Source organism: Cryobacterium sp. Hh7 (assembly GCF_004403155.1).
GTDB classification, from domain to species: Bacteria; Actinomycetota; Actinomycetes; order Actinomycetales; family Microbacteriaceae; genus Cryobacterium; species Cryobacterium levicorallinum.
In genome coordinates this window covers 172,936-185,754 of sequence record NZ_SOHG01000016.1, presented here as the reverse complement: position 1 = coordinate 185,754, position 12,819 = coordinate 172,936, and the positions used below count along the sequence as shown (strand labels likewise).

The window sequence follows — 12,819 nt, the reverse complement described above, 5'->3', positions numbered from 1 at the left end:
CTGCACACATTTCCTTCGGGCCAGCGTCGTCCCTTACTGCTAGTCATTTCGTGAGGACGGTCTCAATGCCGCAGAAACCTCTCTATTCCCGCTTCAGCAGCATGCCCGAAGCGGCCGGTTTGTACGACCCCGCCGCCGAACGCGATGCGTGCGGCCTTGCCATGGTGGCGACCCTGCGGGGCACCGCCGGGCACGACATTATCACCCAGGCCCTCGACGCGCTGCGCAATCTTGAACACCGCGGTGCGGTCGGTTCCGACGCTGGAACCGGTGACGGTGCCGGCATTATCACCCAGATACCGGACGCCTTCCTGCGCGCCGTGACGGATTTCGCGCTTCCCCCCGTTGGCCAGTACGCCGTCGGTAACGTCTTTCTGCCGATCGACCCGACCGCGCGCACGGCCATCAAGCGGGCCATCAGCCTGATCGCCGACGAGGAAAGCCTCACCATTCTCGGCTGGCGGGAGGTTCCGGTGCATCCGGAAGACCTCGGCAGCCAGGCGCGTGCGAACATGCCGGCTATCCAACAGCTGTTCGTGCAGAGCACCCGAACGACCGAGTCCGGCGACCTGCTCGGCGACATCGCGCTCGACCGACAGACCTTTCGGCTGCGGAAGCGGGCCGAGCGTGAGCTCGAGATCTATTTCGTCTCGCTGTCCTGCCGCACCCTGGTCTACAAGGGCATGGTCACCACCTTGCAGCTCGAACCGTTCTACCCCGACCTGTCGGACGAACGATTCGTATCGACGCTCGCCCTGGTGCACTCGCGTTACTCGACCAACACTTTCCCGTCCTGGCCGCTCGCCCAGCCGTTCCGCATGATCGCCCACAACGGCGAGATCAACACGGTGCAGGGAAACCGCAACTGGATGCGCGCCCGCCAGTCCCAGCTCGAGTCCGAGCTGCTTGGTGACCTCGCACCCCTGCTGCCGATCGTCACGCCCGGCGCGAGCGACTCGGCGTCCTTCGATGAGGTCGTCGAACTGCTCAGCCTGTCGGGTCGGTCCCTGCCGCACGCCATCATGATGATGGTGCCCGAGGCCTGGGAGAACCAGACCGACCTCGACGACGAACGTCGCGACTTTTACGAATATCACTCCATGCTCATGGAACCGTGGGACGGACCAGCTGCGATCGTCTTCACCGACGGCTCTCTCGTCGGCGCCACCCTCGACCGCAACGGCCTGCGTCCCGGTCGCTACCTCATCACCGACGACGGCCTCGTCGTGCTCGCGAGTGAGATCGGCGTGCTCGGAATCGACCCGGCGCGGGTTGTGCGCAAGGGCCGCCTGCGCCCCGGCCAGATGTTCCTGGTCGACACCGTGGCCGGCCGCATCATCGACGACCGGGAGATCAAGGCCGAACTGTCGGCCAGTGAACCCTGGGGCGACTGGCTGCAGAAGGGACGCATCAACCTCAAGGACCTGCCGGAACGGGAGCACATCGTGCACCCACCGGCATCCGTTGTACGTCGTCAGCGCACCTTCGGCTACACCGAAGAAGAGGTGCGCATGCTGCTCACCCCGATGGCACGCACCGGAGCCGAACCACTCGGCGCCATGGGTAGCGACACCCCCATCGCGGTTTTGAGCGACCGCCCGCGCCTCATGTTCGACTACTTCACCCAGCAGTTCGCGCAGGTCACCAACCCGCCACTCGACTCGATTCGCGAGGAAGTCGTCACGAGCCTCAAGCTCGGCCTCGGCCCTGAGCGCAACCTGCTCACGGCCGGTCCGGAACATGCCCGTCAGGTCATTCTCGATTTTCCGGTCATCGACAACGATGAACTGGCCAAGATCCAGCACATCGACCCCGCTGTCGGCAGCCGGACCACCACGACCATTCGCGGCCTGTACCGGTTCGAGGAGGGCTCAGACGCCCTGGCTAAGCGCCTCGCCGCGATCTGCGTCGAGGTCGACGAGGCGATCGAAGCCGGCGCGCTGTTCATCGTGCTGAGTGACCGCGACTCCAACCAGGACCTCGCCCCGATCCCGTCGCTGCTCATGATCGCCGCCGTGCACCACCACCTGATCCGCACCGAAAACCGCATGAAGGTCGGCATCGTGGTCGAGGCCGGCGATGTGCGCGAGGTGCACCACGTGGCCCTGCTCATGGGTTACGGCGCCTCAGCCGTCAATCCGTACCTCGCCATGGAAACCTGCGAAGACCTCGTGCGCAGCGGCATCATCACCAACGTCACGCCCGAAAAGGCCGTGCGCAACGTGATCAAGGCTCTCGGCAAGGGTGTGCTCAAAATCATGTCCAAGATGGGCATCTCCACCGTGTCGTCCTACGCTGGTGCCCAGACCTTCGAAGCCGTCGGCCTCGCCCAGTCCTTCGTCGACCAGTACTTCACCGGCACTACGAGCAAGCTCGGCGGCGTCGGCATCGACGTGATCGGTGTCGAAAACCTGGCCCGGCACGCATCCGCTTACCCAATGGATGCTGCGGTGACCGCACACGAGCGCCTCGCGACCGGCGGGGAATACCAGTGGCGCCGGGACGGTGCCCCACACCTGTTCAACCCGGAGACCATCTTCCGGCTGCAGCACGCCACCCGCACCAAGCGCTATGACATCTTCCGCGAGTACACGAAGATGGTCGACGACCAGGCTGAATCGCTCATGACGCTGCGCGGTATGTTCACCCTCAGCGCCGGCCAGCGCACGCCCGTGCCGCTCGACGAGGTCGAATCGGTGTCGCAGATCGTGAAGCGGTTCTCGACCGGAGCGATGAGCTATGGCTCGATCTCGCAGGAAGCGCACGAAACCCTGGCGATCGCGATGAACCGCCTCGGCGGCAAGTCGAACACCGGCGAGGGCGGCGAAGACCTCGACCGTCTGCTCGACCCGACTCGGCGCAGCGCGGTGAAGCAGGTCGCCTCGGGGCGGTTTGGCGTGACCAGCATGTACCTGACCCACGCCGACGATATCCAGATCAAGCTCGCGCAGGGCGCCAAGCCCGGTGAGGGCGGGCAGCTGCCGCCCACCAAGGTGTACCCGTGGATCGCCCGTACCCGGAACGCCACGGCCGGCGTCGGCCTCATCTCGCCGCCGCCGCACCACGACATCTACTCGATTGAAGACCTCAAGCAGCTCATTTTCGACCTGAAGCGGGCCAACCCGAAGGCGCGCATCCACACCAAACTGGTCAGCCAGTCCGGTATCGGCGCCGTCGCGGCGGGGGTCGCCAAGGCGCTCTCCGACGTGATTTTGATCAGCGGGCACGACGGAGGAACGGGCGCGAGCCCGGTCAACTCGCTCAAGCACGCCGGCACGCCGTGGGAACTCGGCCTCGCCGAGACGCAGCAGACGCTTATGCTCAACGGCATGCGCGACCGCGTTGTGGTGCAGGTCGACGGCCAGCTGAAAACCGGACGCGACGTTTTGATCGGTGCCCTGCTCGGCGCCGAAGAATTCGGTTTCGCCTCAGCCCCGCTCGTGGTCGCCGGCTGCATCATGATGCGCGTCTGCCACCTTGACACCTGCCCGGTCGGTGTCGCTACCCAGAACCCGGACCTACGCAAGCGCTTCAATGGTCAGGCCGACCACGTCGTGAACTTTTTCGAGTTCATCGCCCAGGAAGTACGCGAGTACCTCGCCGAACTCGGATTCCGCAGCCTTGACGAGGCCATCGGACACAGTGAAGTCCTGAACGTGAACCGTGCGCTCACCCATTGGAAGGCACAGGGGCTGGACCTCTCGCCCATTCTGAGCGGACCGGATTTCTCCGAGAGCGAACCGCGCAAGTGGGCCAGGGCCCAGGAGCACGAACTCGAGAAACACTTCGACAATGAGCTGATTCGCCGAAGCCGGAGCGTACTCGAACATGGCGGCACGGTGCAGATCGATCTGCCGATTCGCAATACCGAACGCGCCGTTGGCACCATGCTCGGCCACGAGGTCACCCTGCGGCACGGCGAAAACGGCCTGCCCGCTGGGTCGATCGAGGTCAGGCTGACCGGTTCCGCCGGACAGTCCTTCGGGGCGTTCCTGCCGAGCGGGATCACTCTGCGGCTCGAGGGCGAATCCAACGACTACGTCGGCAAGGGCCTGTCGGGCGGACAGATCATTGTGCGCCCCGACCGAACCAGCCAGTTTCCTGCCGAGGACAACGTCATCGCCGGCAACGTCATCGGTTACGGAGCCACACAGGGCAGCATGTTCATTCGCGGTATCGTCGGCGAACGGTTCCTGGTGCGCAACTCCGGTGCCGTCGCCGTCGTCGAGGGCGTGGGGGACCACGCGCTCGAGTACATGACCGGCGGAGTCGCCCTCATCCTCGGCGAGACCGGGCGCAACCTCGGTGCCGGCATGAGTGGTGGCACGGCCTACGTCTACGGACTCACCGCCGAACGGGTCAACCGCGACGCGCTCACCTCGGGGGAGTTGCGGCTGCTTGCTCTCGACAGCGTCGACCGTGAAATCGTGCGCGACCTGCTCAAACAACACCGGGACCAGACTGACTCGGCACTTGCCAAGCGGATGCTGGAAAACCTGCAAGAAACCATGAACGCTTTTGTCAAGGTGCTGCCGCGCGACTACGCGGCCGTGCTGGAGACCAGGCAGACGGCCGTCGACGAGGGACTCGATCCCGACGGTCTCGTTGTTTGGAATCGAATTTTGGAGGTAACCAATGGCTGATCCGAAGGGATTTCTTAAGGACACGGAACGTGAGCTTCCCGCTCGACGGCCTGTGGCCATCCGCTTGATGGACTGGAAAGAGGTCTACGAGCAGGGTGACGCGGCCGTACTCAAACGGCAGGCCGGCCGCTGCATGGACTGCGGCGTACCGTTCTGTCACCAGGGCTGCCCGCTCGGTAACCTCATTCCCGAGTGGAACGACCTGGTCTGGCGCGACGAGGGCCGAGCGGCCATCGAACGCCTGCACTCGACCAACAACTTTCCCGAGTTCACCGGACGGCTCTGCCCGGCGCCCTGTGAATCGTCGTGCGTGCTCGGCATCAATCAGCCTGCCGTCACCATCAAGCAGGTCGAGGTGTCGATTATTGACCAGGCCTTCGCCAAGGGCTGGGTGCAGCCGCAACCACCCGGACGCCTGACCGGCAAGACTGTCGCCGTCGTGGGCTCCGGCCCCGCCGGCCTGGCCGCAGCCCAGCAGCTGACCCGCGCCGGCCACACGGTCGCCGTGTTCGAACGCGACGATCGTATCGGTGGGCTGCTGCGCTACGGCATTCCCGATTTCAAGATGGAGAAGAAACACCTCGAACTGCGCCTCGCGCAAATGACGGCGGAGGGAACCCGTTTCCGCGCCAACGTCAACATCGGTGTGGACATCACCTGGGACGACCTGCGCGCCCGGTATGACGCCGTCGTGGTGGCGACCGGAGCCATGGTTCCCCGGGACCTGCCGATTCCCGGGCGCGACCTGCCCGGTGTGCACTTCGCCATGGAATACCTCGTGCAGCAGAACAAGTTAGGCGCCGGCGGAAGCCTCGAAGCACAGATCACCGCTGAGGGCAAGCACGTCGTGGTGCTCGGTGGTGGTGACACCGGAGCGGACTGCATCGGCACAGCGCACCGCCAGCTGGCAGCATCCGTCACCAACCTGGCGATCGGCAAGCAGCCGGGCACGACTCGCCCGGACAGCCAGCCGTGGCCGATGTCGCCGACCCTGTTCGAGGTGTCGAGCGCTCACGAAGAGGGCGGCACCCGCCAATACCTCGCGTCGACGGTCGAATTTCTGGCCAACGACTTCGGTGAGGTGCGTGCCATTCGCATTGCCGAAACCGAATACCTCGACGGACGTCGCGTTCCCAAGGCCGGCACGGAGAAGGAAATTCCTGCTGACCTCGTGCTGCTCGCGATGGGGTTCACCGGGCCGGAATCGGACGAACTCAGCCACCAGCTGAAGCTTCCCTTCGACAACCGCGGCAACGTGGAACGCGACGGTAACTACCAGACCAGCCACGAGGGTGTCTTCGTCGCCGGGGACGCCGGTCGCGGACAGTCCCTGATCGTCTGGGCCATCGCTGAAGGACGAGCCGCAGCGGCCGCGGTTGACCAGTTCCTGGAAGGCAAGACGCAATTGCCCTCTCCCGTGAAGCCGACCGACCGGTCCTTCGCTCTCTAACCCTGAGTTTTCCCTCACTACGCTGTAATTGCGCCCTCCGGGCGCGGAAATTGGAGATTCACCAGTATGAGACGCGCAAAAATCGTTGCCACCCTCGGGCCGGCAGCGTCCAGCTACGAGCAGATCAGGGCGCTCATTGACGCGGGCGTTGACGTCTGTCGCATGAACCTGAGCCACGGCAACTATCAGGTACACGAAAGCGTGTACGCCAACGTGCGCAAGGCCGCGAACGACTCTGGCCGCGCCGTCGCCGTCATGGTCGACCTACAGGGCCCGAAGATTCGTCTCGGCAAGTTCGAGGGCGGCCCGTACGACCTCGCCGTCGGCGATATCTTCAAGATCACCACCGAAGATGTGCTCGGCACCAAGGAACTGTCCGGCACGACCTTCAAGGGTCTGCCGCACGATGTGCACCCGGGCGACTTTTTGCTCATCGACGACGGCAAGGTCAAGGTGCAGGTCGTTGAAACGGATGGCGTCGTCGTCACCACCAAGGTCATCGTCGCCGGTCCCGTCTCCAACAACAAGGGCATCAACCTGCCCGGCGTGGCCGTCAACGTGCCCGCCCTGTCAGAGAAGGACGAAGCGGACCTGCGCTGGGGCCTCCGCCTCGGCACCGACCTGATCGCGCTCTCCTTCGTGCGCAGCGCCGAGGACATCACCCGCGTGCACGAGATCATGGCCGAAGAAGGCCGTCGCGTTCCGGTGATCGCCAAGATCGAAAAGCCGCAGGCCGTCGACAACCTCGAAGAGATCGTCGACGCCTTCGACGCGATCATGGTCGCCCGTGGCGACCTCGGAGTTGAGCTCCCGCTCGAAGCCGTGCCGATCGTGCAGAAGCAGGCCGTTGAGATCGCCCGCCGCATGGCCAAGCCGGTCATCGTCGCCACGCAGATGCTCGAATCCATGATTCTGAGCCCGGTGCCCACCCGCGCCGAGACCAGCGACGTCGCCAACGCCGTGCTCGACGGTGCGGATGCCGTCATGCTCAGCGGTGAGACCAGCGTCGGAGAGTACCCCGTCGTCACGGTGCAGACGATGGCTCGCATTGTGGAATCCACCGAGATTCACGGCCTGGAGCGCATCGGCAAGCTCACCAATCGTCCGCGCACCCAGGGTGGCGCCATCACTCTGGCCGCCATCGAGGTCGCCGAGTTCGTTGACGCCAAATTCCTGTGCATTTTCACCGAGTCCGGAGACTCAGCGCGACGAATGTCGCGGCTGCGGTCCAAGATTCCGATGCTGGCGTTCACGCCGGAGCCGGGCATCCGTCGTCGTCTGGCCCTCACCTGGGGCATCCAGACCTACCTGGTGGAGCCGGTGACCCACACCGACGCCATGTTCGGTCAGGTCGATGACATTCTCATCGGTCAGGGCCTCGCTGAAATCGGTGACAAGGTCGTCGTCATCTCCGGTTCCCCTCCCGGAATTGTCGGCTCGACGAACGACATTCGCGTGCACCGCGTGGGCGACGCCCACAACGAGGTCGCACCGGCGTACGTCAAGAAGTAAGCCTTAACGCGAAAAGCCCCGCCCGATCATCTCGGGCGGGGCTTTTGTGCGTGTGGTTGCGTGTGGTTGCGTGTGGTTGCGTGTGGTTTAGAGAACGGGCGGCTTCGGCGCCCGCGCGTCGAGCCATTCCTGGTGCTGCCGCAGCCCCGAGCGGATGGCGTTTCGAATCACGAAATAGGCCGCCCAAAACCCCAGTGCGATCAGCGCCGGATAGATCAGTAAAGACAGGTAGCCCCAATACGCCATGTTATTCATCATCGGTCCAGCCTGACAGGTGCGGGCGTGTCAACACAAACTGGCCGTGATTTCTGGTACCGGTGGTGGGACTCGAACCCACACGTCCTTGCGAACAAAGCATTTTGAGTGCTCCGCGTCTGCCATTCCGCCACACCGGCTTACAACTACTCGTTCAGAATACCGTAGGCTTTCCTCGTGACCGACCAAGACAGCACCCCCACCCCTCCGCGCCGCGTTGTCGTCGCTGAGGATGAATCCCTCATCCGCCTCGACATCGTCGAGATTCTGCGCGACAACGGCTTTGAAGTCGTCGGCGAAGCCGGTGACGGAGAAACTGCGGTCGCCTTGGCACGGGAGCTCCGCCCCGACCTGGTCATCATGGACGTCAAGATGCCCCAGCTCGACGGCATCAGCGCGGCTGAACGCCTCTCCAAGGAGCACATCGCTCCGGTGGTTCTGCTGACCGCATTCAGCCAGAAGGAACTGGTGGAGCGCGCCACTGAAGCCGGCGCCCTCGCTTACGTCGTCAAGCCCTTCACCCCCAACGACCTGCTGCCGGCCATCGAGATCGCTCTCTCGCGCTACAGCCAGATCATCACCCTCGAGGCCGAGGTCGCCGACCTGGTCGAACGGTTCGAGACCCGTAAGCTCGTCGATCGGGCCAAGGGCCTGCTGAACGAGAAGATGGGCTTGACCGAGCCGGAGGCCTTCCGCTGGATTCAGAAAGCCTCGATGGACCGTCGCCTCACCATGCACGACGTGTCGCAGGCGATCATCGAGCAGCTCAGCGCCAAGAAGTAGCGGCACTCATCAGATAGAACGGCCCGGCAGATTCTGCCGGGCCGTTGTGCGTTGTGGCCGGGACGGGTGGCCGGCTGGCGGTTCGAATTGTATGTCGGTGGTGTCCGATACGCTCGAAAAAGAGCAAGGGTGGGCGCATGTTTTTACTGGACGGCAGCGTGGTGACGAGCGCAAGTGACCTGAGTGCTGCATCCGTTTGCGAATTTGCCTTCCTGCGCCGCATCGACGCGCGGCTCGGCCGCATCGACGTCGTGCCCGACCCGGTAGACGCCATGCTCGAACGCACGTCCCGGCTCGGTGACGAGCACGAACACCGGGTACTCGAGCGGTACCGGCTCGGCCAATCTGTGGTCGAAATTGCCCGTCCAGAGCGGATGGACCGCCCCGCCCTCGAGACCGCCGCCGACGACACGCGGCTCGCTTTCAGCACTGGCGCTGAAGTCGTCTTTCAGGCCACGTTCTTTGACCCCGACTTCGGCTCGCCCACTGCAGACATCGTCTTCCTCGGGTTCGCCGACTTCATCGTGCGCCAGAGCGACGGTTCCTGGCTGCTGCAGGACACCAAACTCGCCCGGCATGCCCGGGTTGCAGCGCTGCTGCAGCTCGCCGCCTACGCCGAGCAACTGGAGCGCATCGGAGTTGCCACGGCTCGTTCGGTCGAACTGCTGCTCGGCGACGGTTCCGTGAGCGTGCACCGCCTCGCCGACATTCGGCCGGTCTATCGCAAACGCCGGCAGCGTCTGGTGCAGATCATTGCCGAGCGTCTCGCCGACACCGTCGCCGTCGCCTGGGGAGACCCGCGGTACACCGTCTGCGGGCGTTGTGCCAGCTGTGAGACCGAGGTGCAGGAGCAGCGCGATCCGCTGCTGGTTGCCGGGCTGCGGCTTTCGCAGCGTGCCCGGCTGGCGGCCGGCGGCATCCGCACCATTGACGACCTCGCGGCATCGACCGGCAGTACCGACGGAATGGCCGAGTCAACGCTCACTGCCCTGCGCACGCAGGCGCGGCTGCAGCTGCAGGCGGTGGCGGGCACTGCCCCGCCGGTTGACCTGTACAACGCGGGTGCACTGATGGTGCTGCCCGAACCGAACCCCGGCGACATCTTCTTCGACTTCGAGGGCGACCCGCTCTACGCGGAGGGAGCCGGGTCTGAGGGAGACGTGACGGAAGGCAGCGCGACCGCGGGCACCAGCACGCAGTGGGGCCTCGACTACCTGTTCGGACTGGTCGACACCGATGAAACCTTTCATGCCTTCTGGGCACACAGCTGGGCCGAGGAGCGCGTGGCGCTCACCGACTTTCTGGCTTACCTCGCCGATCGCCGAGCTCGGTTTCCGGGCATGCACGTGTACCACTACGCCGCGTACGAGCGCACCCACCTACTCAGCCTGGCCGCTCGGCACGGCGTCGGCGAAGACCAGATCGACCAGCTGTTGCGTGAGAACGTGCTGGTCGACCTGTACCCGGTGGTTCGCAAGACGATGCGCGTGGGGTCGCGTTCCTACTCGATCAAGAAGCTCGAACCCCTCTACATGGGCGCCGAGTTGCGCGGTGGCGAGGTCACCAACGCGGCCGATTCCATCACCGAATACGCCGCAGCCCGCGACCTGCACGAGCACGGAGATCGGGCCGAAGCGCAGCGCATGCTCGACTCCATCGTCGACTACAACCGCTACGACTGCGTGTCAACGCTGCGCCTGCGCGACTGGCTGCGCGCGCTGGCACGCGGGGCCGGCATCCGCACTGCTGGCACGCCACTCGAAGCGGATGCCGACACGGTAGAGCCGTCGCCGGTGCGGGACGCCCTGCTCGCCCTCTCGGCCCCGGTCGGCCATGCCCCGCGCAGCATCGACCAGACCGCGGCCGCCTTCGCTGCCGCCGCGATCGACTATCACCGGCGTGAGCAGAAGAGTTTCTGGTGGGGGCACTACTTTCGACTCGAGTACCCGATCGACGAATGGCAGGACACCCGCGACGTGCTCGTCGTTGAAAACGTTGCCGTGGAACGTGACTGGTTTCGTGAGGGTAAGCAGCGCGTCGACCGCCGGCACCTATGGCTGCGCGGACGACTTGCACCCGGCAGCAGTATCAAACCGGGCGACCAGACCGGCCCGTACCTGCTCTACGACTACCCGGGGCCGTTCCCCAACCCGGATACCTCCGACGGCGCGCGCACCCACCGCGCCGTGAAAGTGCTCCAGGTCAGCGACGACGGTGGCGTCTTGGTCGAAGAGACGCTCCTCAAAGACGTTGCTCGATACGATCACCGGCCGAGCGCCCTCGCGCCGGCTGCCCCGCCGCGGCCGATGCAGCAGAAGCCCGCCATCGATGAATGGGCCGCTGCCATCGTCGACGCCCAGCCGCGCTGGCCGAGCGACCCGATGGTCGACATTCTGCGCCGCACTCCGCCGCGTACCCGCACGGGGCAGCTGACGGCCGTTGCGGCCGCCGGCACCACGATCGACGCCGTCATTGCGACGCTGCTCGACCTCGACCACTCCTACCTCGCGATTCAGGGGCCGCCCGGGACCGGCAAAACCTATCTCGGTGCCCACGTCATGACCGCGCTCGTGCAGCAGCACGGTTGGAAGATCGGTGTCGTCGCGCAATCCCATGCGGTCGTGGAGAACCTGCTCGGCGCTGTCGTTTCGGCGGGGCTCGATCCGGACCTCGTCGGCAAGGTGACGAAGACCGGGGCCGACCCGGCCGATGCCGCCTTCACTGTACTGCCGAAGGATGGCCAGCTGCTCTTCGCGCTCGACCATGCCGCGACCGGATTCGTGATCGGCGGCACCGCCTGGGACTTCAGCAATCCGGCCCGCGTGCCACGCCACAGCCTCGATCTGCTGGTCGTCGACGAAGCCGGGCAGTTCTCACTCGCTTCGACGATCGCGTCGAGTGTGGGCGCCCAGAACCTGCTGCTGCTGGGCGACCCGCAGCAACTACCGCAGGTCAGTCAGGGCACCCATCCCGAGCCAATCGACCAGTCCGCGCTCGGCTGGGTCGCCGCCGGCCACGACGTGCTGCCCGCCGACCGGGGCTATTTTCTCGCCGAAAGTCGCCGCATGCATCCGGCGGTGACCGCTCCCGTCTCCCGACTGTCCTATGGCGGCCTGCTGCGCGCCAACCCGGTCACCTCGACCCGGTCGCTCGCCGGCGTTGCGCCCGGTGTGCACGCGGTGCCCGTCGTGCACACCGGCAACGCCATCTCCGCACCCGAAGAAGCTCATGTCGTGGTAGACCTCGTGCAGACCACGCTTGGCCGGCTGTGGACCGACCCGAGTGCCGACCGGCTGAATGACTCGCTGACCGAAGCCGACGTGATCGTCGTCACGCCGTACAACGCCCAGCTCACCCTGGTGCGGCAGTCCCTCGACGCTGCAGGTTACCCGGGCGTGCGAGTTGGCACCGTCGACAAATTCCAGGGCCAGGAGGCCGCCGTCGCGATCGTTACGCTTGCGGCCAGTTCGGCCGAGGATGTGCCGCGCGGCCTGTCGTTCCTGATCATGAAGAACCGCCTGAACGTCGCCATCTCACGCGCGAAATGGGCCGCGTACCTGGTCTATTCGCCGGCGTTGACCCAGTATCTGCCGGTGACACCGGCCGGTGTCACCGAACTCAGTGCGTTCATCAGCCTGGTGGAGCCGGACCCCGCAGAAAAGTCAGACCGCGCGGAAAAGCCCGGCTACGCAGCCAACTAGGCGCGCGGCGGCAGGTCCTTGATGATATTGGTGATGCGAATCGTCGAGCAGCGTCGACCGGCGTCGTCGGTGACCACGATCTCGTGCGTGGTGAGCGTACGGCCGAGGTGAATCGGCGTGCAGACCCCGGTCACGTAGCCCGACGTCGCCGAGCGGTTGTGCGAGGCGTTGATCTCAATGCCTACGGCGAGCTTGCCCGGTCCGGCGTGCAGATTTGCTGCCATTGAGCCGAGGGACTCGCCGAGCACGACGTAGGCGCCGCCGTGCATGAGCATGGCTGGTTGCGTGTTGCCAGCCACGGGCATCCGTGCCACTGCCCGGTCAATCGTGAATTCGGTGAACTCAAGCCCCATCTTGTCGGCGAGGTCTCCGCAACCGCGCTGCTGAACCCAGGCGAGTGCATCGTCAGTCGTATTGAACATGATCACCTTTGGTCGGGGGAGCCCACGCGGGAAGACACTTGTAGGCTGGGGGA

7 protein-coding genes and 1 tRNA gene are annotated in these 12,819 nt (G+C 65.2%); 5 read left to right on the top strand and 3 right to left on the bottom strand.

Annotated elements, in window-relative coordinates; translation table 11 throughout:
- Positions 1–65 precede the first annotated feature (65 nt).
- The 3 genes from gltB (at position 66) to pyk (ending at position 7,605) form a co-directional block, all read left to right on the top strand.
- A complete protein-coding gene (gene gltB / locus E3T43_RS05850) occupies positions 66–4,643 on the top strand; it encodes a glutamate synthase large subunit (RefSeq protein WP_134471679.1) in 4,578 nt (1,525 codons plus the stop codon).
- A complete protein-coding gene (locus tag E3T43_RS05845; RefSeq protein ID WP_134469005.1) occupies positions 4,636–6,093 on the top strand; it encodes a glutamate synthase subunit beta in 1,458 nt (485 codons plus the stop codon). The genes gltB and E3T43_RS05845 overlap by 8 nt, the downstream gene beginning before the upstream one ends.
- A gap of 66 nt (positions 6,094–6,159) precedes the next feature.
- Complete coding sequence (gene pyk / locus E3T43_RS05840; protein ID WP_134469004.1) at positions 6,160–7,605, top strand: pyruvate kinase; 1,446 nt, start codon at positions 6,160–6,162, stop codon at positions 7,603–7,605.
- 87 nt (positions 7,606–7,692) lie between these two features.
- Here the strand turns inward: pyk and E3T43_RS18685 are convergent, their stop codons facing one another.
- Together E3T43_RS18685 and E3T43_RS05835 are read right to left on the bottom strand one after the other, a co-directional pair.
- On the bottom strand, positions 7,693–7,863 hold the full coding sequence (locus E3T43_RS18685; protein ID WP_166791245.1) for a hypothetical protein: 171 nt from the start codon (positions 7,861–7,863) through the stop codon (positions 7,693–7,695).
- A 51-nt stretch (positions 7,864–7,914) separates the two neighbouring features.
- A tRNA-Leu gene (locus E3T43_RS05835) sits at positions 7,915–8,000 on the bottom strand.
- Between the two features lie 37 nt (positions 8,001–8,037).
- On the opposite strand from E3T43_RS05835, the gene E3T43_RS05830 reads away from it, so the two are divergent.
- Positions 8,038–8,643 (top strand): ANTAR domain-containing response regulator, encoded by a 606-nt coding sequence (locus E3T43_RS05830; RefSeq protein ID WP_035879545.1) that lies wholly within the window; start codon positions 8,038–8,040, stop codon positions 8,641–8,643.
- Positions 8,644–8,780: 137 nt separating this feature from the next.
- On the top strand, positions 8,781–12,344 hold the full coding sequence (locus E3T43_RS05825; RefSeq protein ID WP_134471678.1) for a bifunctional RecB family nuclease/DEAD/DEAH box helicase: 3,564 nt from the start codon (positions 8,781–8,783) through the stop codon (positions 12,342–12,344).
- Here the strand turns inward: E3T43_RS05825 and E3T43_RS05820 are convergent.
- Entirely contained in the window at positions 12,341–12,766 is a 426-nt protein-coding gene (locus E3T43_RS05820) for a hotdog fold thioesterase (RefSeq protein WP_134471677.1), read from the bottom strand. The genes E3T43_RS05825 and E3T43_RS05820 overlap by 4 nt on opposite strands.
- Positions 12,767–12,819: the final 53 nt, after the last annotated feature.